The organism is Pectobacterium atrosepticum (assembly GCF_000740965.1).
GTDB lineage: Bacteria > Pseudomonadota > Gammaproteobacteria > Enterobacterales > Enterobacteriaceae > Pectobacterium > Pectobacterium atrosepticum.
The window spans coordinates 1,792,506-1,817,218 of record NZ_CP009125.1; the positions used below are offsets into that span (position 1 = coordinate 1,792,506).

A 24,713-nucleotide genomic window follows, 5' to 3' on the forward strand; every position below is an offset into this window, starting at 1 on the left:
GTGCTCCAGTATTTACGTGTTCAGAGAAGAGAGGGCGGTAGCCATGTCGGCAGGCTGCGTCAGTAGCGCAAGTAGATCGCTGCACTGCTGGTGAAAAGCTTGGCTGTCACGCTGACGCGGATGTGGTAGCGAAATGGTTGCAATCTGTCGGATACGGCCCGGTCGCGGTGCCAGCACGACAACGCGGTCGGCGAGGTAGACCGCTTCTTCGACGTCGTGTGTCACCAACAGCGTGGTGGTGCCTTCTGCCTGATGAATACGACGCAGCTCCTGTTGCATCTGCTGACGGGTCAGGGCGTCCAGCGCGCCAAAAGGTTCATCCAGCATCAAGATGCGTGGATTGCCGACAAGCCCGCGCGCGATAGCCACGCGCTGCGCCATGCCACCGGAAAGTTGGGCGGGCAGGGCGTCGGCAAAATCCTGCAAATGCACTAACTGAATGAAGTGGTCGATCAGGTGTTTGCGATCTTTTTCGCTGATTGACTCATTCGCCAGCCCGAGTGCGATGTTTTGCCGCACCGTCAGCCATGGAAACAGGCGCGGTTCCTGAAACACCATGCCGCGCTCACGTCCGATGCCGCGCACGGTTTTTCCTTCTACCAGCACACGCCCTTGATAGTCGTTATCTAACCCGACCAACATGCGCAGCAGTGTGGATTTGCCGCAGCCGCTGCTGCCGACAATTGCCACCAGCTCACCGCTGTGAATCGACAATGAAAAATCTTCAATCACCGTTAGTGCTTCGCCCTGTACGCGAAACTGTTTACGCAGGTGGTCGAACTGCACCACTGGCGGTGGCACATCAGGGGTTATGGACGTCATTCGATTTCTCCTGCGGAACGCCAGCGCGTCATCCGCTGTTCCAGACCTAATCCGACGCGGTCGAGCACCGCGCCCATTAATCCAATCAATAACATGCCGCTGATAATCAAAGGCATGTCCAGCAGTTGCTGAGCGTTGATCATCAGGCTGCCGATTCCGGTGCCGGATGACATGAAATATTCTGCGCCGATGGTGCCAAGCCAGGCGTAAATCAGCGACAGGCGTAAACCCGCAAAGATGGCAGGTGCGGCTCCCGGCAAAATTAGGACTCGCAGACGAGTCGATAAACGCAGTTGCAACACCAGCGCGACTTCTTGTAAGGCCTGCGAACGCTGGCGAATGCCGCGATGGCTGGCTACTAGCATGGGAAAGAAGGACGCGAGTGCGACAAACGTGATTTTTCCAGCTTCATCGTTACCGACCCAGGCGGTCAGCAGCGGCAGCCAGGCAAATAGAGCAATCTGGCGCAGCGTCGCGACCGTGGGGGTGAAGAGGGCGTCGCTGGTGGCATTCAGTCCCAGCAGCACGCCGCCTACGAGGCCCGTGATAATGCCGCATACCGCGCCGGCGAGCGCACGCGTCAGACTGGCCTGCATCGCCTCGGTCAGTGAGCCATCGCGGATGCCTTGCAGCAGCATGTGCCACACGTCGGCGGGTGGGGGAAGCAAGAGCGGATCGATCCAGCCGAAACGGCTGGCCTGCTGCCATAACAGCAGGAGCAGAAACGGTAAAACCAGTGCCGATAGTTTGCGAGACGGCGTTGTGGTTAATTGGCTGAGTGGCGGATGCGGCCAGAAGACCAGACGGCGCTCCAGTTGATTGATCAACCACTCCATTGTCAGTCCAGCCAGCCCAATGACGGCGATGCAGACAAACACGATGTCTAGCTGAAACAGCTGACGCCCCCATACCAGCAGATAGCCGATGCCCTGAGATGATGCCAGCAGCTCGACCACGATCAGCGACACCCACGCCTGCGAAAGCGCGAGCCGCAAGCCGGTTAGCCAGGTTGGGAACGCGGCAGGTAGCGTTAGTTTGACGAGGCGCTGGTGCCACGGAAGACGTAGGGTGCGGGCGACTTCTTGTAGCGCATGCGGCACGTTGCGCACGCCTGTTTGCGTATGTAGCGTCACTGGAATAATCACGGCCTTGATGATAACCGCCAGTTTCAGGCCGTCATCAATGCCAAACAGCACCATAAACAACGGGATCCAGCCTAGTGTCGGAATCTGCGCCAGCGCGTATACCGTCGGGTGCAGCAGGTGTTCGGCACGGCGTGATGCTCCCATGAGCGCACCGAGTAACGTTCCAGCCAGCAAACCTACCAGCAGGCCGCCGACTAGCCGTTGCAGGCTGATAAAGAGTTGTGGCAGAAGATCGTTGTGCCAAAGTTCAACGGCGGTATTAGCGACGACATTGGGGGCAGGAAGAATCTGAGCGGGCATCCAGCCGTAGTGGGTGCTGATGTACCACAGCGCCAGTAACGCCAGTGGCACAATTATTGGCACTATAAGAGAATAGACCCGCGCTATCGGCAGAGCAGGCCAGACGGTCACGGTTTTTTTCAGCACTATCGACTTATTCATTTTATTTCACGAAAGCCCCACGGCTGGATGAATAAGTAATAAAAAACAGGTTTACACGCGGAAGGCCAATGCAATAAAGCGATGGCCGTCGTGCAAGAAATGCATATGCGTAGCCTGAGCCCGCCCGCGCTGATTTATGCTTTTTTCCGCTGAACAAACCTGTAAATGTTATTTAAGCCTGACGCCGACGGTTCGTTAGTTTTCATGGCAGATGAAACGGATTATTGAGGAAAACCGTATGCAGCATGCAACCCCTTTAGCGTTGATAACCCCTTATTCTCGCTGGTGGCTAGGAATGAATAAAATTCTTGGCATGACGTTATTGATGAGCGCCGCACTCGCTTCCGCGGTACAGGCGGACGATAGCGTAACGCCGGATGCACTGAAGCCGACGGAGATTCGTATCGGTTTGCCGGACCAAAGCGCAGGCAGTAAACCCTTTATCCGCGGGCCGTTGGGGCTGGCACATATTCAAAAGCAGTTGGAGAAAGAATTTGAGCCGCAGGGCATCAAAATTCAGTGGTCGTTCTTTAAAGGTGCTGGGCCGGCGGTGAATGAGGCGCTGGCAAACAAGCAGTTGGACGTGGTGTATCTGGGCGATCTGGCCGCCATTATTGGCCGAGCGGGTGGTCTGCCGACGCGGGTACTCGTGGGATCGCGTGGTTCTAATTCTTATCTGGCGGCGACACCGGAATCGGGTATTCAGCGCATTGAAGATTTACGCGGCAAGCGAATTGCGGTCTACAAAGGAACGGCCGATCAGCTGTCGTTTGAACGTGCAATTAAAAGCGTTGGGCTGAATGAACGCGATGTGCGGGTGATCAATCTTGACTGGACGGCGGGCAAAGCGGCGCTGGCGGCCAGACGCGTTGATGCAGTGTGGGGCGGCGTCTCTCTGCTGGCATTGCGCAAGCAGGGCATCAATATCGTTACCACCAGCCGTGCGCTCGGTTGGACGAACACCACGCAGGCTGCGGTGCTGGCGACGCAGGATTTTATCGATCGCTACCCAGGAACGACGCAGCAACTGGTGAATGTATTGGTAGATAATGCGCAGTGGATCGGCGATGCGCAACACTTGCCGGAATACACGGCACTGATGTCCGAGCAGAGCCAGATTCCACAGGCTATTTTTCAGGAAGAGCTGAAAGCGGAAGATCTCCCATTCCAAAGCTCGCCACGCCTCGACCCATTCCTGCTCAGCAGCTTGCAGGACAGCATCGAGCGGGCGAAAGCCGCTGGGCTGATTCGCAACACGTTCTCGGCCAGCGATTGGTTCGACGGTCAGTTTGCCGATCGGGCATTAAAGGCCAAAGGACTGGAGTCAAATTGGCCGGTGTATGACGCCAGCGGCAATCCCGTGAAATAATCATGAAAGCGCTCACAGGGTCGGCAGTGCAGGAGCCGGTGAGCGCAGCCGATCCTGCGCCAGTAGGGTTTCGATCATCAGTTCGGCTAGCGGCGGCAGTGTTCTCTGCAAACAGGTGACAATGCCGAAGCGGGTTTGCATGTTACCCCATTCCGGCGGTGTGCCCGACAGCGGAATTTCTACCAGTTGATGGCTTAATCGTCCTAGCGCGAAGCCATCCTCGCTGGCGAAGCTGATAGCCTGCGTGTGGCGCAGGATGCTGAAGACCGAATAGATATGGTCACACTGAATCTGCGGCCGATAGTCGGGCTGGCGCGTGAGGGCAGCCAGAACCTTGCGCATGCCGACAGGCATAAAGGGGGAGGCGAGGGGAAAGCGCAGCAGATCGTCCGGCGTCACGTTTGTCTGCTGTGCCAACGGATGTGAGGAGTGGCAGATAAAGAAGCAGCGCTGTTGGCTTAATGGCTGCACATGGAGGTTCGTTTCCATTTCGGCCTGCCAGGTATCGGCAACGATGAAAGGCCACTCGTCGGCCAACAGCCGCTCACGCAGCGATTGCCAGTTATCCACACTGTAGGTGACTCTGGCTCGCGGACGAAGGGCATGGAAATGTGCGACCGCTTTGGGGATCAGCGAGGTAGACGGTGCAGGGCCGCAGCCGAATGTGAGTTCGCCTTCCTGCGCCTCGCTGATCTGCTGCATATCGGTCATCAACTCCCAGGACAGCTCCTGCATACGCCGCGCAAACGGCAGCAGCGTATTGCCCTGCCACGTCAGCGCAAAGCGTCGGCTCTGACGATCGATAAGCGGATGCCCCATCGTTTGTTCCAGTGCCTGAATACTGCGGCTGAATGCCGATTGCGACAGACAGACAGCTTCTGCGGCCTGTACAAAACTCCCGTGTTCGGCCAGTGCAAGAAAATTGCGTAATTGCCGTAAATCCAGATGCATATTGCAGCTACCTACCGTATCGATTTTCCCCACTTTTTAGGCGGAGGTCGGATAGCAACGCAATGAACAAAACGTTATAAGTTATAGCGAATTGATTGCTATCGACCTCCGACACGCGAAGGCGGCCGTCTGGCGCGGTCAGCGGCTATCTTGCCAGCGCACAAGAAAAATCCTGAATTTCTTCCACTGAGCCGAGACTCATATTGAACACGTCAAGACTGCTGGCGAGCAGCACCTTCTCGCCCGTTGGCGTAGAAACCATCGCAAGGCCGTATTTGCCGATAGATTCATTTCGCTGCTGTGCGTAGCGATCCAAGGTTTTGAACGGATCGCTTTGCGTCAGTTCGTTCGCTGTGAGCGTTTTTGCCAGATAGATGTGCCCGTTAATTTTCACGGGCAGCGCTTTCCAGTCGCCAGAGAGCGTAGGGAACTGTTGATTCAGCGTTTGATAAATTTCGGGGCGCAGGCAGGCAATGTGGATATGCAACTGGTTTTGCGTGCGACCATAGCGTGAGTTAATCGCTAGCGAAATATAATCATCTTTGATCGGTTTACCTGCTTCGCGCGACAGATGGCCGCGTCTATCCCATGCCTGCATGAAGAAATTGGGCGTGTTTTGCTGTAAGAGTTCGGGACTCTCGATGCCGCTGATTTTATCCGTTGGGAGCAGCAGGTCGTGATAGGGGCCATTTCTGTCATCAAAGAGCACGTAGCCCTCTGCCAGATTGACCTCTAGGCAGGGTGCCGGATTACCACTGTGTTGCTGGTTGGGCACGCACTGTTCACTGACTATTTCCCACAGCGCATTACTGTTTCCTCGGACAACCTTCCACCCTATTGTTGTGGCCGCTGTGAGCAAAATGATGGCAGAAACAGTGAAGATCAGGATCGTGTTGCGTTTCATGACGGGTCTCCGGCTGGCGAAAAATATCAGGGTAAACGGAGCATGAGAAAGTACCGATGATCAGTATGGAACAGGGGCGATGTCATTAATATGACCCTGCGGCAAAAGGCCAAAGCCTAATCGGTAACGGATTGTAAGGGGAGTAAGCGGCAAGAGGAACGGATGATAACGTGCCGGGATGACAGAAAGTTATCCCAGCAGAGCATTGTGTTATGGATGCTCGACGATAGGAATCAGAACAAATAGACCCGCACGTCCACGTCGCCATAAATAATGCCGTCATAACCACGAGGCTATCCGCGTGGTGGCACTTGTATCGTCAACGGGATCGCAGTCGAGGGTATTCCGCTATGCCTGCTGGCGGCGGCTATTGCGAGCCTTGTAGCGCTGGCCCGAAGGGTGAATCTCGTTTATGGGGTGAGTAAGGGAAACCAACGTACAAGCAGCTTGAAGTATGACGGGAATATAAGGTGAAGTAGATTTGCTGGCGATTATAAAGGCTCAGGTTTAATGAGCTGTAATTCCACACCCAGTCTTATGGCATGTTTGGCATTCAGCACGCCCAGTTTTTTTACCACATTACCAATATGGAATTTAACGGTGCTGATTTTGATATCCAGAATCAGCGCAATTTCCGGGTAGGTTTTTCCCATGCTGGCCCAGTAAAGAATTTCGTTTTCACGCTGAGAGAATATCTCTTTGTCGCCTTGTTTTTTACTCTGAGGGCTTTGTGTCATCTCTTTGTAAAGCGTGGTGATTTTCTCATGAATGGCAATGAGCAGCATTTGCAGTTTGTCTTTATTTTCCTCAACAATACTTTCCATATCCGTTGGCGCATGTTCTTCAAACATAATCGAGAGCGCCGCCAGATGATTATTGTTGTCATGCAAGACAAAGGTGTAGCCATTAACAATATCGTATTCTTTTGACAGATTAAAAATCTTGGAGAATTTCAGCTTAGAATTAATAACGATGTTGTCTTCCCAAGAGAATGGCGAGACTGTGTTTATCGCCGTCAAAATAACCGGATCAATATGCTGATAATTATTTTCTTTATAGGTATCAACCCATTCCTGCGGGTAATTTGAAATGATCACAACCTGAGACGGGTTCTTTTTATTCATGATCATATAGGCGTATTTCAGGTCGCCATACTGCTTTAACTTTCGGCCGAGATAGCTTTTTATCGTGTTATTGATAATTTCATTGTCAGAGCAAAATACAGACATGTAACGGCCTCAATAAAAGCGAGAATGTACCCATGATATAGATGACGTCATAAAAGTATAGTGCTGACCTATACCTAAGTCTAACTACTGTTACCCCATGATATCACTTATAATTTTTTCGTGAACAGGACAATTTATAAAAAAATTTAAGAAAGTAAATTTTAAAAAAATTGTTACAAATTGATTTGCCAACCCAGGGAATTACTCATACGTTGTTCCTGTTCTGTCGACTGAATTTAGGGTGTGTGGTGCTAAGCCATGCGCCCTAAAAGCAGTTTCCCCGTCATACTTCAAATTGCCTGTACGCTGGCTCTCCTGCAACGAACGGCTAGAAATGCCTGTCATTCGGAGCTGGATAGTAAATAATCCGTTTTTCCTTATCAACCCCCGTCATCCTTTGATATTCATCATTGTGCTTTTCTTGTCTTTCTCCCGTTTTTACAGACTGTGATGTGGCTTTGTGTAAAGAGGCGGCGGTGAGGCTAATGTTTTGATAATATTGCTATATCGAATCCTATTTTGCTCGTCAGCACAGTCTGGCAGGAGTGGTGATGAAAGTCCGAACTACGGCTCGCCGTGAGGCCATCGTTAAAACGGCGGCGCAGCTTTTTCAGGAAATGGGCTATGAGCGCGCCACCATGAATGAACTGGCGAAGCGGGTCGGCGGTTCCAAGGCCACGCTGTATGGTTATTTCTCAACCAAAGAAGCGCTATTTACGTCCGTCGTTCGTGAACATGCGACCATGCATTTGTCCGAGGCAACGGCAGAGTTGATGACGCATGATCTAGCATCTGAGACGCTGGAAGTGCAGTTGACGCGCTTCGGCGAGCGTATCCTCTATGTGTTGACCAACGATAGCAGCGCCATGGCGATTTATCGGATGGTGGTCGCGGAGGCCGGACATTCTGATATTGGTTCGCTGTTTTATGAGTCAGGCCCGAAAGAGAACGTTGATAAATTGTCTGAGCTGATGGCGGCGGCGATAGCGCGGCAGGCGCTGAAACCGGGGGATTCACGTGTGCGAGCATTGCAGTTTCTGGCGCTGCTGACGGCAGAAATTGATGACCGCATATTCCACCGCCATTTACAACCACTAAGCCTTGAACGCATCCGCGAGATAGTGGGGGATGCGGTTAGTATGTTTATGGCTGGGGCGGCGGCGTAACACAGGTTCCTTTTCTATCCGGCATCCAGCGGGTCGCCGTTGCTGCGATCTGCTCCGCCAGCCGCGTGATGACCTGCTGCTGAGCCTGTAACATCGCGATGTCGTCCCCCGTCGCCTGCTCAGTAAACTGGCTTCGACAGAGCAAACGTGCGCGATCTTCTCCCTCAATGGCGCTAAGGCTCCAGTCTGCCTCGAACGTTACAAATTGGCCGGGCCAGCTATCAAATCGTCGAACCTGTAGGTGGATTCTGACCACTGGCGTTTCTGCCGCGCGTACCAATCCTGAAACATCCTGCGTGTTGAGACGCTGTGTCAGCCCGACGGAAAGCGCGGTGCGAATTTCTTCCCCCAGCGGGCTGAGCCAGCGCTCGTTATCCAGCACGACGGCGCCGCTGTCGCCCTGTCGAATAACGAGCTGTGATGTATCAATTTGCGTCGGTACGCCAACAGGCAGCACATCGATGAAAAAGGGAGCGGCATGCGCGGTGGTTGCAACTGGTGATGCTGGTGCGAGTAGGGTGTGATAATGCACCGGAGGCGATGAGCAGGCGCTCAATAACGCGATGACGATCAGCGTGCAGAATGATGCCACTCGCTTCATTTTGAGGCTCCTTTTGGGGTGGCTGTGTCGTGAGTAAATGTCGATGGTGATGGGGCGTTCGAGCGCCCCTGCAGCAGCGATTCTGGGTGACGTTCGATCTGCTCAGCCAGACTGCGCAAGGCGCGTAAGGTGCGCTGAATTTCTTGCAATGACTGTGTGATGCCCAACTGCAATGGCGAATCCTCTTCCAGTACATCCTGTACGCGACGTGTGGCCTGCTGCATGTGTTTCATCAACCGGCTGGCCTCTGGCAACGTCTGCCCGTTAACCTGTCGAAGCGCTTTATTGGCTTCGATCAGCGTGGTGTTCATGTTGCGGCCTATGGCATCCAACGGCATGTTATCGATCTTGCCGATGATGCTCGCTATCTGCGTTTGTAACCGATCGAATCCCCCATTGACGGTGGGCAGAACTAACGGCTGAGCATTGATATCAAACGGCACCTTCGCTGCATCGTGCACAAAATCGAGTGAGATATAGAGCTGTCCGGTCAGCAAATTGCTTGGTGCAACCTGTGCTCGCAGACCGTGTTCAACCAGATCGCGGGTGAACTCGGCCGTCTGCTGTTCGAGTGACATCGCCTGCTTAGGTAGCTTATCCAGTACATTACCAAGACGGTTAGGAAACACCTCAATATTGACGACGGTAGGGAAGCGATAGCCTGTTTTGCTGTAATCCAGCTCAATGGTGGCTACGTGGCCGATTTTGACGCTGGAAAATTCCACGGGCGCACCGACCTCCAGGCCGTGTAACGATCGGTCAAAACGGAGTTTGAAGAGGATGGGCGGGCCATCAGGTGGCAATAGGGCCGATTCCTGATCGCGAGCCAGTTTGTAGGTGGTCAGTGGTTCCGGTCGGGCGATAGCGTTGTCCAGATCGGGGGTGGAGAAATCAATACCGCCAGCCACGACGGCTGCGAGGGTTTGTGTTCTAAGGCGAAAGCCGTTGGCGTCAACGGAAAGGTCCATCCCACTGGCATTCCAGAAGCGAGTATTCGGCGTGACAAACCGGTCATAGGGTGCATCAATAAAAACCTGAAGCTGGACACCGTGGCCATCGTTATTCAACTGATAGGACGCAACGCGGCCGACGGGGATGCGGCGATAATAAACTGGCGAACCGCTATCCAGCGATCCGAGATCATCCGCCTGAATGACAAAACGGCTGCCCGGCATACCATTAATCACCGCAGGGGGCGACTCCAGACCGGTAAAGCGAGTTTCTCCCTGCGTTGATTCACCCTTATCCGCGCCAATGTAAGCACCAGAAAGCAAGGTATCAATACCCGTCACGCCGTTGATGCCGACGCGCGGACGAACCACCCAAAAGCGGCTACCCGCATGGGCCAGACTTTCCGCATTTTTATTGAGCAGCACCGTGACGAGAACCTGTTTACTGTCCTGACTCAGCGTGATGTCTTTTACGATGCCTACCGCCACGTCTTTATATTTAACGACGGTGCGATCGGCTTCAAGACCGGTTGCGCTCTGAAAGGAAATCACGATTTTCGGCCCGCTACCTGACCAAGTGTGAATCAGCATGGCGAGCCCCGTTAGCATCGCGAGCGCGGGTACCAGCCATATCAATGAGATTCGCCAGCGTTGACGGATAATCACCGGATCACTGGGTTGTTCGTGGATCATTTTTTTTCACCTTTCCAGATAAGACGCGGGTCATAGCTCATGGCAGATAACATGGTCAGTATCACCACCAGCCCAAAAAAAAGAATGCCGCTGCGAGGTTCCGCTTCACTCAGGGTAGGAAATCTGACCAGCGCAGAGACGGCGGCAATGACGACGACATCCAGCATGGACCAGTAACCGACCCATTCCGTTAGCCGATAAAGCACAGCACGCTCGGCCATCGCCTTACGACTTTTTTGGCGTGACATAAAGAGCAGCAGGCCGAGAATCAAAAATTTCATACAGGGGATGACGATGCTGGCGGTAAATATCAGCAGGGCAATGCCGTAGTCGCCGCTGTGCCAGAAATCAATCACGCCGCTTAGGATGGTGCTTTCACTTCCCAATCCGAACAGGCGGGTATACATCACGGGCAACACGTTGGCGGGAATATAGAAAATCAGGGCGGTGACCAGTAGTGCAGAGGAGAATGCAGTGCTGTCCTTATGGGGAGATGTCAGCCGCGACTGGCAGCGTGGGCAGCGCACCGCATCGTGCGGGTTTGCATCATGCAGGCAGACGAGGCCGCACAGCGGACAGGCGATCAACGGTAATGGCTGGTCGGGTGAATTACTTTTCATGACGGACCACGCTGTGGTTACTGTCCGTAGGCACCAGCGACCATAATGGACGAAGATCGATACTGTTGACGACAACGAGCAGCAACATCAGTGCCGCTAGCGCCCAGCAGCCTGCACCGGGCATTACCTGCATAAAGCCGGAGAGCTTGATGGCGGTGATCAGAAAGCCCAACGTCGCAATTTCCAGCATGCTCCAGGGACGAAGCCACAGCAGTATCTTCATCACAGGAATAAAGCCGGGGGCACAGCGATCTTTATTGGCAAACATCAGCACCCAGCCGGTCAGCATGATTTGCAGAAAAGGCGCCATAATCAGGATAAAAAAACAGCCTATCGCCAGCGGCAGGGTCGCACCGTTAGCCAGCGCGAGCGCTGCTTGCCAGAGTGTTGCCGTATTCTGTAGCGCATGGAAACTGACGGTCAGTACCGGATAGCTATTCGCGATAAAAAAGACGATGGCCGCCGTTTGTATCAGCGCCAGGCTATGCCCGGTATTTATCCATCCTGACCGATAAAGTGTGGCCTGACAGCGTGTGCAGCGCGCTGCCTCACCGGGATTTAACGCCCGGTAATGGTGCACGCTGTCGCAGTGCGGACAGATAATTAAGTGTGGGTAGATTGTCATCATGCTGTTCCGCACCGTTTGTATAGGTTCTTCTTCGCTTACTTCAGCATGTCGGCCAGTTCTTCAGCCGCTTTATCGATTCCGACTTCTGCGGCGCTCAGTGCCCCCACGCTGGCGCTGACGTTCATGGCGTTTGGATACTGCTTCGCAAGATAGGCATTGAGCAGTTTGTTGGTCGTCGCATCATAAATTTCAACGGCATAGTTCACTGACCCATTGAGCAGGCCTTCTTTACCGCGAATGGACTGCACGATGTTGTAGGGGCCGCCAGCCAGGTCGAATTTGGTAAACGTACCGGCAACGGGGGTGGTGGTATCGGCACCCGTCAGCGTCAATTTCAACCGTAATGTACCGGGAGCTGGTGAAGTCACTTCGTTGAAACGGGAGCGTAAGGTTTTACTGAACGTATCCTGCATATAGGTGGCCAGAGACTGCTTGTCCTGCTGTGACATGTCGTTAAATTGGTTATCGCTTCCCTGATAGATGCTGACTGGATCGATGATGATGTGGGTGTATTGCTTCCAGTCGACGGGCGTGGTGTAACGGTAAGGAATGCGATCCGCGTGCTCACCTGAGTTTTGCGCCAATTGCGAAGATGATGCGATACCGCTGTAGCGTACGGGGGGATTGCTCGCGCAACCTGCGAGTACGACAGCCAAGGCCAATAGGGTAGGACGTGCAACCCGAGATAATGTGAACATATGAGAATCCTGTTAAAGAGAACCGCTGAATAGCGTGATGACACGCCGCCTTAGCCACATGACGTCCAGCAACATCAACTGTTTATTTGCCAGAGCACTTTTACTGTCGCTATGCGTAAATGTCGGTAGATGTACTTTTTATAAAACCGAACTGTACGGTATGTTTTTAGTTTTTTCTGGCTGCGGTGTCAAGAGATGTGTGAGGTTTTCTTTCCAAGCAACATTTCTGTCACGATTTGGGATAAGGTGTTGGCAAAGTCTGCCGATATTAATGGTTCAGGGAATGTTATCTGCGCCTTAAAGGATGTGAGCCGACCGCTATACTGAGAGGGTTGATATCCGTCTACTGGTCCGATGATTACCATCGTTGGATGATGAAGTTGACACAACTAACAAATATTTTACGTTTGACGCTGGATAAGATTGAAGAACACGACTATCACGTACAGTGGAGCGGTCAGATGTTAGTTCATGTTTACTCACATCTCGAATGTTGCCTGATTACGCTATACCTATATAAATAATGACTCGCACTGAGGAAAGCATGGATAATTTTCAAAAAGAGATTGATGAGAGAACAAACCTTACCTCTGCAAATAAATTCGAACTCTTATTATTCCAGCTGGGCAAATCACCTGAAGGTGGCAAATCTGAGCTGTTTGGCATCAACGTGTTTAAACTGCGTGAAATTGTGCCAATGCCTACGTTGACCAAAGCGGCTGGCATGAAATCGCCGATGCTGGGCATGGTCAACATTCGTGGACAAATCATTCCTGTTATCGATCTTCCTGCTGTAGTCGGCAGTGCAACGGATACGGGCCTGAACATTCTCCTTATCACTGAATATGCACGTAGTACGCAGGCATTCGCAGTGGAATCGGTAGACGATATCGTTCGTCTGGAATGGAGCCAGGTTCTGACTGCTGAAGCGGGCGTGAGTAGCTCCTATATCACCAGTATTGCGCGTCTTGATACCGACAAAGACAGTAATCGTCTGGCGCTGGTGCTGGATGTTGAACAGATTCTGTTCGATATTATTCCCGGCGATCGTGAAACCAAACTCAAGAACGCAGAAGATAAGACCTATCCCTACACGCCTGGCGCGATCGCGATCGTGGCGGAAGACTCCAAGGTCGCCCGTTCGTTGCTTGAGCAGGGGCTAACCCAGATGGGTATTCCGTTTAGTATGCACATCACCGGACAGGATGCCTGGAACAAGATTCGGCAAATTGCGCAAGAAGCACAGTCAGAAGGGCGACCCATTTCAGACAAGATCTCACTGGTCCTGACCGATTTGGAAATGCCGGAAATGGACGGTTTTACGCTGACCAGAAATATCAAGCGTGAAGAGTTCCTGAAGAATATCCCCGTGGTGATTCACTCTTCACTGTCTGGTAGCGCCAACGAAGATCACGTACGTAATGTTGGTGCAGATGCTTACGTCGCGAAATTCGAGATCAATGAACTGTCGACGGCGATTCAGACTGTGCTGAATAAAGTGAAAGTACGCCGCTAATTAGCAGAGCGCTCGTATAACAACATTCGGCCTTTGCCTCCTCCTTTACGGGAGAGGGCAGAGGCCGATTTTTTTCGTCTCTGAACGCTGCTAGCCACCGACGCTTATCCTGAGAACACACTTTCTGGTTACTGAACACGCGGGAACCAGAAAAACGTAACGGTCAGAAAAGTATGACTATCAGAATGAGGGTGATCCCCGCATAGTAGGCGCGGCCCGGTTCGTTATAAGTAGATGCACCTTTCGCTTCACCGATTTCGCGTGAAGAAAGCCCACTGTTGTATTCTGTCATCAGCACTAAGGGTGAATCGGAATGCCGCCTGCTGATCGACAGGCGGCGGAGGATTAATCCAGATCGGATGCCTGATGGCGTTCGGTGACCTGCTCTGACTCTTCGCCCCATGTGCGGTTGACCTTCCGACCGCGAATTACCGCCGGACGGGCGGCAATCTCGTCGGCCCAACGAATCACATGCGTGTACTCGTGTACGGACAGGAACTCGCCAGCGGAGTAGATCGCGTTCTGTACCAGCCCGCCGTACCACGGCCAGACGGCAATATCAGCAATCGTGTAGCTATCACCAACCAGATAACGGCTCTCTGCCAGTCGACGGTTGAGAACATCCAGTTGGCGCTTAGTTTCCATCGTGAAACGGTTGATCGGGTATTCAAATTTTTCCGGCGCGTAGGCGTAGAAGTGCCCGAATCCACCGCCAACGTAAGGGGCGGAACCCATCTGCCAGAAGAGCCAGTTCAGGGTTTCAGTGCGCGTGGCGAGGTCGTTCGGCAGCAGTTCACCAAATTTCTCGGCCAGATACACTAGAATGGAGCCGGACTCGAATACGCGAATCGGCTTGTCGCCGCTTTGGTCAAGCAATGCGGGGATCTTTGAGTTCGGGTTGACGTCAACAAATCCGCTGGAGAACTGATCCCCATCGCCTATCTTAATCAGCCAGGCATCGTACTCGGCACCCGAATGGCCCAGCGCCAGCAACTCCTCCAGCATGATGGTCACTTTCACGCCGTTTGGCGTCGCCAGCGAATAAAGCTGAAGCGGGTGCTTGCCAACGGGCAGGGCTTTTTCGTGCGTCGGACCGGCTATCGGGCGGTTAATATTGGCGAAAGCACCGCCGGAAGACGCGGGCTGCCAGACTTTTGGTGGCACATAGGCTGGGGACGTAGCCATTCAAAAACTCCTTATGCGTGAAAAGAGAGCGAGTTAAGCCAACACCATAACAAACTCACGCAGCTCGCTGATACCGTTCTGTTCTATCTCTACCTCATATTGATATAACACGAGAACCGCACATTGTTCAGGGAAAGCGGCCAATGTGCGGATCGTCGTCAGGGCTTAATAACCGACGGTAAAGTGTTGACGAGTGTGTGCTGGGGTTTCAATAATGACTAATGACACAATCATCAATGACACGGTTAGCCAAAAGACATTGCCAGCGGAAAGCCATGCCGAAATTTGTCGCTCTCGCCGCCAGGCCAAAAAACGCGATGCCTGAATGACCATTTGACTCTTAATCAATTGGCCTATCTACGCTAAATATCACTGCATCGTGCGACCTTGCTCGCACATCCTACTTATCTACACCGGCCGTCGCCTCATTAAGCAGCGTGAGATAACGTGAACTCGAAATGTTCCTACCGGTGACAACGCAGACGGTTTTACGTCCCCCAATCTCCTTCGCGTAGCGAATGGCTCCCGCGACGGCTGGCACCCCTGAAGGTTCGACAACATGACGGTGAAGTTCGAGCATTGACAGCATTGCGGCTTTGATTTCAACTTCTGATACCGTGAGCACGCGATCGACACGGTCACGAACCAGCGGCCAGGTCATCGCACTGGGCTCAATATAGCCGCTAACGCCCTCAGCGATGGAGGGAGTCAGTTCGACGGGAAGCGTTTCACCGGCGTCTTTCCAACGGGCAAATGTCGGGCTGACTTCACTTTGTATCCCCCATACTTCGATAGCGGGGTTGATTGCTTTTACTGCCGTCGCAATCCCCGAAATAAGCCCGCCGCCGCCGATATTCACCAGGATTATCTCTGCATCCATCCAGTCTTCCATAATCTCAAGGCCGACGGTGCCGCCACCAGCAATCATATGCGGATTATCGTAGGCTGAAACGAAGGTAGCACTAGACTGTTGCGCTGCTGCTATTGCCGCCTGCCTCGCTTCTTCGATGTCATCAAAAAACGTAATGTGGGCACCACAACCTTTCATGGCCGCGACTTTCATCGGGTCTGCTGAGCGTGGCAAAAAGATGGTTACGGGGACGCCCGCCACTTGTCCGGCATAGGCGAGCCCTAATCCGTGATTTCCTGCCGTTGGGGCGATGACGCCAATACGGCGTTGTTCTGCACCCAGATTGGCAAGAACGTTTGCCGCGCCACGTAACTTGAAGCTACCGGTCTGTTGGAGGTTTTCCATCTTGAGCCGAATTTCTGCACCAACAAGAGCGGATAATTCCTGCGAGCGGTCTAGCGGCGTTCTGCGTATCGTCGTTTTAATCTGCTGAGATGCCGTGTAAATATCTTTCAACGTTACAGAGTCGGTTGCTCTTTGGTATTTGCTTGTCATAGTATTTTCCTATCAACTGTATATGGAAATAACTATATAGGTGTTTGGCTATATGAACAAGTATGCAACGACAGCCGCCGATCTACTACGTGCGCTCGGCAATGAGCAGCGGCTCATCATTCTGGAATGGTTGGCCAATCCTCGGGCAAATTTCCCGGAACAGCAGGATGGCGACTTGGTTGAGGACGGGGTATGTGTAGGGTTTATCACTGAGAAAATTGGCCTGAGCCAACCGACCGTCACTGGCCATCTTCAATATCTATCGAAAGCCGGAATTGTCACATCGAAACGCATCAAGAACTGGGTGTTCTACAAGCTCGTCTCTGAGCGTTTAGACGAGGCAATCGCCGTATTGTCTGATCTTGCGAAGGTTGCCGCGCGTCACCATAAACCGTCAGAGTAAACCGTTAACTATCTGTTTTTACTTCGGCTATTGATTTTATTATTTATGGTATCGGCAGCAATATTTAACTGCTCGATTTCGTAACGCGTGTAGTTAGCGCTGTTATCGCACTGGCTGTGGTAAACAATGCGATGATCCATGCCATCGTCCACGGTGTCCCATCGCTCAGTAGCGCAAGTAGCAGGGAAGATATAATGCCGCTGCCGTACTGTAGCGCCCCGATTAATGCCGATGCCGAACCAGCAATGTTTGGCACTGCATCAAGCGCTGCGGCAGTTGACGTTGCGGCGATGATGCCGTTCATCGAAAAGAACACAAACACTGAGATCACAATCAGGGGCATTCCGCCGATATTCAGTTTTGCGCCAATAGCAAGAATGAACGACGCGACGGTTGCGATTAGCACGGCAAATTTAAGCAGCGTCTCAAGCGGATAGCGCTGAACCAGACGACGATTTACCATGCTCATGCCCATCACGCCGACGATATTCAGCGCAAATAGACAGCCGTAGTGCTGTGGCTCGACGCCGAAATAGGTGATGTAGACGAAGGCCGAACCAGTAATAAAAGCGTAGGCGGAGACATAATAGAACGTCAGGCATAAGGTGAAACGCATGAAGTTAGCGTTTGTCAGCAGTGCATAATAGTTGCGAAAGGCGCTGGGCAAAGAAGCCTTTACCCGCCTGTCTTCGGGTAATGTCTCGGGCAGCCAGCGTAATGAAATCAGCATCATGATACCAATAATCGCCAGCAGCCAAAAAATAGCGTGCCATGACGTTACTTTGATCAACTGCCCGCCGAGTAATGGCCCTGCAATCGGGGCAATTGCCATCACGATGATTAACGTAGAGAGCATTTGCGCCGCACGGGTACGACTAAAGAGATCGCGGATCATCGCGCGGGCCAGCATAGGGCCTGTACACGCCCCCAGCGCCTGAAAGACACGCCAAAAAACCATTTGCGATATATCCGTAGACAGTGCGCAGCCTACCGATCCGATGATAAACAACACCATACCAATAAATAGCGGTGTGCGGCGGCCCAGATGGTCGCTTAACGGCCCCCAAACCAGCTGCGCGATGCAAAAACCCATTAAAAACCCGGTGATGGTGAGTTCTGCATCGCCTTGTAAATCTTTTGCCATGATGGGCATGGCGGGTAAATAGATGTCCGTCGATAAAGAGGTAAACGCCATCAGTGCACTGAGAATGGCAATGAAAAGTAGCCCTGAAGTTTTTTCTGAGCGCGTTTGAACGTGAGTCATATCTATCCGTCTGGTTTTACATGCTTTGGATTATCTTACCGGGATTGCGCCCAGTGATAATCGTGCGCTGCAGGATAGACGTTATGAATGACACTCATAAATCAGCGGTGATTTAAGCAGAAAGGGGGATGTAATCCCCCGTGAATCCCAAAGGCGTATGTTTAGCGTGTTATCGGGTAACCCGTTTCCACCTTGGCAGGTGGGTGAATGCAAGGACGGCAAGTATCATTCCGCCAGACAGAAAAAAGGTCAGTTGCATCCCGTTAGCGAGGGAAGCGGGCGTGGCATGGGTAAAATCTTCCGTTCCGACGCCTAACGCGAAGGCCTGTCCCATGACTGAGGCTCCGGCGATCAGCCCAATGTTGCGCGACAGGTTAAGCAGACCAGAGACCGTACCTCGCTGGTTCCCAGGAACGTCGGCAAGAGTCGCAGTGTTATTTGCAGCCTGAAAGAGCTGGTAGCCTGGCGTCAGGACAATAACGGAAAGGATATACCCCGTGACGCCGAGCAGAGGAGGCAAGATCGCCAGCATCAAGGTGCCAGTAACCACGAGGGAGAGTCCGGCGGTGAGCGCGCGACCAAATCCCCAAGTGTCTACCAGCCGCCCAGACGGAATTCCGCAGAAAATCGCAGTAGCAGGGCCAATTGCCATAACAATCCCTACCAGCGTTTCCTTCAAGCCCAGGCCCGGACCAAGATAGTAAGGGCCGACGATTAACGTCGTCATCATGACGGAAGTGACGGCCGCATTGATAGTGAGATTCGATAAAAGCGTGGGGTTCCGAATGGGTGATACACGTTGAGCGAGAACCTTCTCTTTAACCGATGCGGTTGGCAACAGGGTAAAAGCCAGAAACAGGACGATCGCTACCAGTGGGATCTGCACCCAGAATAGGCTACGCCATCCCGCTGTCGTAAGAATAAATCCTCCGACAGAAGGGCCAAGCGCAGTACCCAGTGCGGATACCGTTCCCAGTACCCCCATCGCGCGCCCAACATGCTTTTCACCGGCAGTTTGCCTCAGCAGTGCCATGCCGAGCGTCATCAGGAAGGCTGCACCGATCCCCTGAAGTGTTCTTGCCCCGATGAGTTGCCACAGATGGGGCGCAAGGGCACACAGCAGTGACGCGACAGCAAAGAGCACAAGGCCTGCAATGAAAACGGGCTTCAGTCCATAACGATCGCCAAGGCGGCCTGCGATGACAACCGAAAGCGCCATGGCCGCAAGATAGGCGATGACGACGGCCTGTACCTGTGCGAATGGTGCAGAAAATACCGCCGTTAGTGTCGGAAGGGCAATATTGGCAATACTCGTTCCCAGCGAGGCCGACAGTATCGACAGTGCCAGTGTGATGGTGATCCCCGGTTTGTTTTTCTCCGGTTCGCCCAGACTATTAATTGCCATTTTTTATCCTTGTCAGAATGTGAGTTCCAGAGCATGCTACAAAGTAAAGTCGACTTGAGGTCAAGCATGAAATTTCTGGATATTGGCGACGTCTCGGAGAAGAGCGGAATCAAGCCTTCAGCGTTGCGCTATTACGAAGATATCGGCCTGATTGCTTCGGTATCCCGGCACGGGCTCCGGCGGCAGTTTTCTGAAGACATACTGCTGCAACTCAGGTTGATCTCGATGGGGAAATCGGCGGGGTTTTCACTTCAGGAAATCGCTGGCATGTTTAACAAAAATGGGATGCCGGATTTGCCGCGTACCGCGCTTCATCTGAAGGCTGACGAAATCGACCAGCAAATCCATGAGCTACGGGTATTGCGTGATACGCTGCGGCACGTCGCCGACTGTTCTGCGCCATCGCATATGGAATGCCCAACCTTCAGGAAACTCGTTGAGGTCACGCACCGAAGGGGCCAGATGCGTGAAAAGACGAGCACCGCAGCCATTCGAAAAGTGCCGCAAAGTATGAAAAAGAAAGTTTGATACTCCGTTTGGGGCGAGTTCTTATTCACGTTTATATTCGAGTTGTCATATCTTCAACCTTTTAAATGCGTTGCTGCACATATACTGGCAGGTGAAACTATCACGCTGCTAATGGGTAACGACATCATTTATAAAAACCACAAAGTGGACGGCTGGCTAAAGTGGATCAGTAATATGAGACGTTATTTAGTTAAAACTTTTGGGAAGTAAATCATTATTATAAAATGGTTATTGGTTATTCATGATTTTAATAATATGCTATAGGTGGCACCATGTTATTGACTGCAAGAAAAGTCTACGTAATACATGGTATTTTAGGGAGTTATATTTAAATGGGAGTATTTTACTTGAGATTTTTCATGGGGATGGTTGGTGTTTTATTGTTAACAGGATGTTCGTCAATCTCGACTGTCCGTGACTATAATAAAAATATAACGAATTACACAGGAGATAAAAAAGTGGGAGTTGCATTTGACACTGATAACAATCAGGTCAGAGTTTACCCTGAAACGAAGGCTTGTATTGATTTGTATTCAGCGAGTAATGGTTTTTTGCCGCGCGGTGCTTTTGATTTTCGAGGGTTGTCTGACAAGAAAAGAATAGGTATTCCAGAAGTAGAGGGTATGAGAAAAATCAGTCAGGAGTATTGGGTTAGTGCTAATAATAATATAGCCATAAGAGTCATTTATACTGGGGATACGGGAACTAATAATTTCTTTTCACTTAAACAAATCGTGTCTGAAAGCGTTATAGTTTTCAAACCCCAACCTGGAGCATTTTATTATGTGAAAGTTGACTTTGATAATCAGAGTGTTGAAGCAAGAAAATACCTGAGGGTCTATCAGATTATTGAGGGCAGTACAGGGGGGGAACAGCTTAAACATGTGGAAATCTTGAATGTTAAAAACTGTCCGGGACAGAAACCATGGTATATGAAGGGTGGTGCCATTATTTAGTATCCTTGTTTTTTTGATAATTACGTGGGCACCTTGTTGAATAGATAATATGCCTTTTGGTTCTATAGGCGAATTGAATCGTTGCGGGTTTGTTAGACACCTCGGAGTCATTTAAAATTGCTTAAAAAAGAGGTGCCCATGAGCGGTAAACGTTATCCCGAAGAGTCCAAAACTGAAGCAGCTGGGTGAGATCGTTCCGTCCCAAGTGTCCAAATGTCGCTTAATGAATATGAACAGCAGCACTATCAACGGCTAGGAAGTGTCTAGACTACGTATAGCGACTCAGAGCAGGTCCAGCAATCTGGTACAGTCTCAAAAATTACAGGTATAATCCCACACATTATTTAACGGGTTTAGGAACGAAGATGACAAAGCTCACCTTACAAGAGCAGATGCTAAAAGCTGGATTAGTGACCAGCAAAAAAATGGCCAAAGTCCAGAGAACGGCTAAAAAATCACGCGTTCAGGCTCGTGAGGCAAGAGAGGCTGTGGAAGAAAATAAAAAAGCACAACTTGAGCGTGATAAACAGCTAAGCGAACAACAAAAACAAGCTACTTTATCTAAAGAATATAAAGCTCAGGTGAAACAGCTCATTGAAATGAACAGAATCAACATTTCAAAAGGCGATGTTGGTTTTAACTTCACAGATCAGAATTTAATTAAAAAAATTGTTGTGGATAAGCTTACTCAAGCTCAGCTGATTAGCGGTCGTCTCGCCATTGCTCGTTTGGTGGTTGATAACAGTGGAGAGAGTGAATACGCCATTATCCCCGCGATCGTAGCCGATAAAATTGCGCAGCGAGATGCGAACAGTATTGTATTAAACAGTGCGCTGAGTCAGGAAGATCAAGATGAAGAAGATCCGTATGCCGATTTTAAAGTGCCCGATGATTTGATGTGGTAATTAACATTTTGCATGTGCTTATGTATGAAAAGCCCTTCAGGGCTTTTCATTAAGATTTTATGTTCAGCCAGTTGATGAAAAATAGAGTGTTATTGTCGTTGCCAATACCTTTTCCGCCAGCACACTGATGATGGGTTAATCAAATCAGGAGAACACAAGATGTCAGACCATCCCACAATTGCTCTTATTGGTCCGGGTGCTATCGGTACCACCATCGCTGCTGCATTGCATGAAGTTGACCGAACGACAGTCCTTTGCGGGCGCACCGCGCATCCGCAGTTAATTTTGCGTCACGATGATGGTGAAGTTGTGGTGCCAGGTCCGGTATTGAACAATCCTGCGGCGATCAGCCACCCGTTCGATTTGGTGTTTGTCGCAGTGAAAACCACTCAGGTAGCTGACAGTGCAAACTGGTTGGCCGCGCTGTGCGATGAAAACACCGTAGTATGTGCGCTGCAAAATGGTGTCGAGCAGAAAACCCTGTTGGAGCCTTTTGTCAACGGTGCAGAGGTGTTGCCTTCGGTAGTGTGGTTCCCGGCACAGCGCGAGCCGGATGCCTCCGTCTGGCTGCGCGCCAAGCCGCGCCTCACGCTGCCGGATGTGCCGCAGGCAAAACGAGTAGTCGATGTGCTTAGTTGCACACGCTGCGTGGTTGAGCTGTCGACCGATTTTACCTCCATCGCATGGCGTAAACTGCTGCAGAATGCGGTTGCTGGTCTGATGGTACTAGCTAATCGCCGTGCTGGGATGTTTTCACGTGGGGATATAACTGAACTGGCACTGGCTTATCTGCGCGAGTGTCTGACGGTGGCGCGTGCGGAAGGTGCGGTACTGAACGATGACGTTCCGCAGGAGATCGTTGACGGTTTTCATCATGCCCCTGTGGATTTAGGCACCTCCATTCTCGCCGACCGCCAGGCAAACCGCCCACTGGAGTGGGATATCCGCAACGGCGTGGTACAGCGTTATGGTCACTTACATAATATTTCTACGCCCATCAGCGACGTGTTGGTACCGCTGCTGGCGGCAGGGAGTGAAGGCCCAGGTTGAAGCCGTTAACTCTTCTGCCACGACTGACCACAGTGTTTCACTTCGTGTCGCTTATGCTTTCATCTGGCCGACCCTCGCACACCAGAAATTTATCGTCCAGACTTAAACCAAAGACGTAGTCTGCGCAGGCATTGTGCTTTACACTGCGCGCTGCAAAAACTGAGTAGATAAACGATTAAGTAGGCGGTAATGGCGATGAACGGAACGATCACAACCTGGTTTAAAGATAAAGGTTTTGGATTTATCAAAGATGAAAACGGTGATAACCGTTATTTTCATGTGATTAAGGTCGCCAATCCTGATCTGATTAAGAAAGATGCGGCGGTCACTTTCGAACCCACCACGAATAACAAGGGTTTGTCAGCTTATGCTGTGAAAGTCGTACCGGAAAGCAAATACATCTATATCGCGGGTGAGCGCCTTAAGCTCACGTCGATCAAGTCTTATCTGGTTTACAGCGAAGAAGTGCCTGCCGATACCCGCATTGACAAAGAAAATACGGTGCTGTCTGTGGGGGTACTGATGAATAGTATCAGACCGAAATCAGTCGCTGAGCCTGATGAAATACGCTCACTGAAAAAACTGGCAATAACCACCTTCCAGGGAACGACGTTAATCTTCTCGGAAGATGAGATAGACGTGGATGCCACGGTGAAAATGCTCAAGGTCTGAAACAATACGGACTGACTCTATGCCGAAATCCTATGCCGTGCATAAGCCAGGTTTCGGCATTGCTTACTCACCGCAGTGCGCCGTGATATACGGCTTTTTCACAAACTCCGCCAGCAACCTTGGGAGCGATTTATGAACAATGAAGTATCACTTAAATATTATGACATCGTGGATGAGTATTCGACGGAATCAGCAGAGCCGGTGAGCGAGTCTGAACGTGAATCCCTGGCGCGCTATTTCCAACTGCTGATCACCCGTTTAATGAATAACGAGGAAATCAGTGAGAATGCGCAGAAAGAGATGGCCAGTGAAGCCGGTATCGACGAGCGACGTATCGATGAGATAGCTACGTTCCTGAATCAATGGGGCAATGAATAGCTTATTAAGGCCATCTGGAAAGGGTTAACGTTCGCGCTGTTATGCCGAGGTCCCGCTCTTAACCTACAGTCAGAATCTGCTAAAAAATCCCGCTTAAGTTTCCTTGAGCGGGATTCTCTAAATTTGGTTTCCTTACTGGGATTACTTTTGCTAGAGGTGGCTAATATTTGAGCTAAAGGTTGCATTCCTTTCTGTCAAAACCACCCGAATGACCGCCATTTAGCTTGAGTGCTACGTCTTCGTACGGTCGGCCGCATCGTTATGCTGAGTTGGCTATTCCCACTGTACTGATGCTTAAGCGAGTTTTTTGCCTCACCCTGCCTGGATTGACTGATAAAGTACTGAAAAATATTGTATTTCATGGTCTGAGTGATGGCTGTCCGTTGCTTTATGACACACCAGTTTGACAGGAACCCGCAGCCTGCGTTTCTTTAGCAGAGAGAACAATCGGTCACGTCCGATATGCAATCCATCATCTGATTGTTTATTCAGCAGGTAATTTAACGAGGACGGGGTACAGATACAATAAAAGCCCTGACCATTGCAGTCAGGGCTTTTAAGGTACTACAGACTTAAGATTTAACATTAATGGACTTAATATGGATACTGCTAATGATACTGCTTTTAAATGTACACGTTTATCACAGATAATATTGGGTACTGATACTAACTAAATCCTCCCTCTATTTTCTTTGTAACCTATTCCGCCATCTTAATAACACTAATAAATGGCACTTTAAACAAGTACATCTCCCCTCGCGACATAAAATATTTGATGCGTGGCCTTACTTTCGTTGCGATAAATTAACTCAACTGACTTACGCTACCC

General features: G+C 51.1%; 24 protein-coding genes. 10 read left to right on the forward strand and 14 right to left on the reverse strand.

The features are described from left to right. Positions 1-12: 12 nt before the first annotated feature. Both GZ59_RS07680 and GZ59_RS07685 read right to left on the reverse strand, forming a co-directional pair. Positions 13-822 carry an ABC transporter ATP-binding protein gene (locus GZ59_RS07680; protein WP_011093136.1) on the reverse strand — a complete coding sequence of 270 codons (810 nt, stop codon included), beginning with the start codon at positions 820-822 and terminating at the stop codon, positions 13-15. Beyond that, the gene (locus tag GZ59_RS07685; RefSeq protein ID WP_039291035.1) at positions 819-2,408 is read right to left on the reverse strand and encodes an ABC transporter permease; all 1,590 of its coding nucleotides are present in this window, start codon (positions 2,406-2,408) and stop codon (positions 819-821) included. The genes GZ59_RS07680 and GZ59_RS07685 overlap by 4 nt, the downstream gene beginning before the upstream one ends. 238 nt (positions 2,409-2,646) lie before the next feature. Here GZ59_RS07685 and GZ59_RS07690 point away from each other — a divergent pair, with 238 nt between their 5' ends. Next, a complete protein-coding gene (locus tag GZ59_RS07690; RefSeq protein WP_039291037.1) occupies positions 2,647-3,777 on the forward strand; it encodes an ABC transporter substrate-binding protein in 1,131 nt (376 codons plus the stop codon). 12 nt (positions 3,778-3,789) lie between these two features. On the opposite strand, the gene GZ59_RS07695 is transcribed toward GZ59_RS07690, so the two are convergent. The 3 genes from GZ59_RS07695 to GZ59_RS07705 all read right to left on the reverse strand — a co-directional run bounded on the left by GZ59_RS07695 (position 3,790) and on the right by GZ59_RS07705 (position 6,861). Further along, complete coding sequence (locus tag GZ59_RS07695; protein WP_039291038.1) at positions 3,790-4,728, reverse strand: LysR family transcriptional regulator; 939 nt, start codon at positions 4,726-4,728, stop codon at positions 3,790-3,792. A gap of 145 nt (positions 4,729-4,873) precedes the next feature. Next, the gene (locus tag GZ59_RS07700; protein WP_039291040.1) at positions 4,874-5,632 is read right to left on the reverse strand and encodes a CDP-diacylglycerol diphosphatase; all 759 of its coding nucleotides are present in this window, start codon (positions 5,630-5,632) and stop codon (positions 4,874-4,876) included. Positions 5,633-6,123: 491 nt separating this feature from the next. Next, positions 6,124-6,861 carry a LuxR family transcriptional regulator gene (locus GZ59_RS07705; RefSeq protein ID WP_039291042.1) on the reverse strand — a complete coding sequence of 246 codons (738 nt, stop codon included), beginning with the start codon at positions 6,859-6,861 and terminating at the stop codon, positions 6,124-6,126. Positions 6,862-7,412: 551 nt separating this feature from the next. On the opposite strand from GZ59_RS07705, the gene GZ59_RS07710 reads away from it, so the two are divergent. Further along, positions 7,413-8,027, forward strand: a complete 615-nt coding sequence (locus tag GZ59_RS07710; RefSeq protein ID WP_011093142.1) for a TetR/AcrR family transcriptional regulator — start codon at positions 7,413-7,415, stop codon at positions 8,025-8,027. On the opposite strand, the gene GZ59_RS07715 is transcribed toward GZ59_RS07710, so the two are convergent. From GZ59_RS07715 to GZ59_RS07735, 5 genes are read right to left on the reverse strand one after another with little or no spacing between them, the layout of a single operon-like run. Then, positions 8,005-8,628, reverse strand: coding sequence for a PqiC family protein (locus GZ59_RS07715; RefSeq protein WP_039291044.1), 624 nt, complete (start codon positions 8,626-8,628; stop codon positions 8,005-8,007). The two genes, GZ59_RS07710 and GZ59_RS07715, sit on opposite strands and share 23 nt — an antisense overlap. Next, on the reverse strand, positions 8,625-10,271 hold the full coding sequence (locus tag GZ59_RS07720) for a PqiB family protein (RefSeq protein ID WP_039291046.1): 1,647 nt from the start codon (positions 10,269-10,271) through the stop codon (positions 8,625-8,627). The genes GZ59_RS07715 and GZ59_RS07720 overlap by 4 nt, the downstream gene beginning before the upstream one ends. After that, a complete protein-coding gene (locus GZ59_RS07725) occupies positions 10,268-10,891 on the reverse strand; it encodes a paraquat-inducible protein A (RefSeq protein WP_039291048.1) in 624 nt (207 codons plus the stop codon). Before GZ59_RS07725 ends, GZ59_RS07720 begins: the two co-directional genes overlap by 4 nt. Continuing rightward, positions 10,881-11,516 carry a paraquat-inducible protein A gene (locus GZ59_RS07730; RefSeq protein WP_181023455.1) on the reverse strand — a complete coding sequence of 212 codons (636 nt, stop codon included), beginning with the start codon at positions 11,514-11,516 and terminating at the stop codon, positions 10,881-10,883. Before GZ59_RS07730 ends, GZ59_RS07725 begins: the two co-directional genes overlap by 11 nt. 38 nt (positions 11,517-11,554) lie before the next feature. After that, the gene (locus tag GZ59_RS07735; protein WP_039291051.1) at positions 11,555-12,217 is read right to left on the reverse strand and encodes a DUF3313 domain-containing protein; all 663 of its coding nucleotides are present in this window, start codon (positions 12,215-12,217) and stop codon (positions 11,555-11,557) included. A gap of 544 nt (positions 12,218-12,761) precedes the next feature. On the opposite strand from GZ59_RS07735, the gene GZ59_RS07740 reads away from it, so the two are divergent. Beyond that, positions 12,762-13,733, forward strand: a complete 972-nt coding sequence (locus tag GZ59_RS07740; protein ID WP_011093148.1) for a chemotaxis protein — start codon at positions 12,762-12,764, stop codon at positions 13,731-13,733. A gap of 345 nt (positions 13,734-14,078) precedes the next feature. Here GZ59_RS07740 and yghU read toward each other — a convergent pair whose 3' ends face one another. Together yghU and GZ59_RS22730 are read right to left on the reverse strand one after the other, a co-directional pair. Continuing rightward, positions 14,079-14,918 carry a glutathione-dependent disulfide-bond oxidoreductase gene (gene yghU, locus GZ59_RS07745; RefSeq protein ID WP_039291054.1) on the reverse strand — a complete coding sequence of 280 codons (840 nt, stop codon included), beginning with the start codon at positions 14,916-14,918 and terminating at the stop codon, positions 14,079-14,081. A gap of 400 nt (positions 14,919-15,318) precedes the next feature. Further along, positions 15,319-16,323 carry a threonine ammonia-lyase gene (locus GZ59_RS22730; protein ID WP_011093150.1) on the reverse strand — a complete coding sequence of 335 codons (1,005 nt, stop codon included), beginning with the start codon at positions 16,321-16,323 and terminating at the stop codon, positions 15,319-15,321. 52 nt (positions 16,324-16,375) lie between these two features. On the opposite strand from GZ59_RS22730, the gene GZ59_RS07755 reads away from it, so the two are divergent. Further along, the gene (locus tag GZ59_RS07755) at positions 16,376-16,726 is read left to right on the forward strand and encodes an ArsR/SmtB family transcription factor (RefSeq protein WP_011093151.1); all 351 of its coding nucleotides are present in this window, start codon (positions 16,376-16,378) and stop codon (positions 16,724-16,726) included. Between the two features lie 64 nt (positions 16,727-16,790). Here GZ59_RS07755 and GZ59_RS07760 read toward each other — a convergent pair whose 3' ends face one another. Next, on the reverse strand, positions 16,791-17,990 hold the full coding sequence (locus GZ59_RS07760; RefSeq protein WP_011093152.1) for a multidrug effflux MFS transporter: 1,200 nt from the start codon (positions 17,988-17,990) through the stop codon (positions 16,791-16,793). Positions 17,991-18,159: 169 nt separating this feature from the next. After that, a complete protein-coding gene (locus tag GZ59_RS07765; RefSeq protein WP_011093153.1) occupies positions 18,160-19,395 on the reverse strand; it encodes an MFS transporter in 1,236 nt (411 codons plus the stop codon). A 66-nt stretch (positions 19,396-19,461) separates the two neighbouring features. Here GZ59_RS07765 and GZ59_RS07770 point away from each other — a divergent pair, with 66 nt between their 5' ends. The 6 genes from GZ59_RS07770 (at position 19,462) to GZ59_RS07795 (ending at position 23,884) form a co-directional block, all read left to right on the forward strand. Continuing rightward, positions 19,462-19,923, forward strand: a complete 462-nt coding sequence (locus GZ59_RS07770) for a helix-turn-helix domain-containing protein (RefSeq protein WP_039291056.1) — start codon at positions 19,462-19,464, stop codon at positions 19,921-19,923. Between the two features lie 332 nt (positions 19,924-20,255). Continuing rightward, a complete protein-coding gene (locus tag GZ59_RS07775; RefSeq protein WP_011093156.1) occupies positions 20,256-20,879 on the forward strand; it encodes a hypothetical protein in 624 nt (207 codons plus the stop codon). Between the two features lie 365 nt (positions 20,880-21,244). Further along, the gene (locus GZ59_RS07780) at positions 21,245-21,784 is read left to right on the forward strand and encodes a DUF2058 domain-containing protein (RefSeq protein WP_011093157.1); all 540 of its coding nucleotides are present in this window, start codon (positions 21,245-21,247) and stop codon (positions 21,782-21,784) included. Between the two features lie 159 nt (positions 21,785-21,943). Further along, complete coding sequence (locus GZ59_RS07785) at positions 21,944-22,834, forward strand: oxidoreductase (RefSeq protein ID WP_039291058.1); 891 nt, start codon at positions 21,944-21,946, stop codon at positions 22,832-22,834. Between the two features lie 189 nt (positions 22,835-23,023). Next, the gene (locus tag GZ59_RS07790) at positions 23,024-23,506 is read left to right on the forward strand and encodes a cold-shock protein (RefSeq protein ID WP_039291061.1); all 483 of its coding nucleotides are present in this window, start codon (positions 23,024-23,026) and stop codon (positions 23,504-23,506) included. Positions 23,507-23,638: 132 nt separating this feature from the next. Further along, complete coding sequence (locus GZ59_RS07795) at positions 23,639-23,884, forward strand: YmjA family protein (RefSeq protein ID WP_039291063.1); 246 nt, start codon at positions 23,639-23,641, stop codon at positions 23,882-23,884. Positions 23,885-24,713 lie beyond the last annotated feature (829 nt).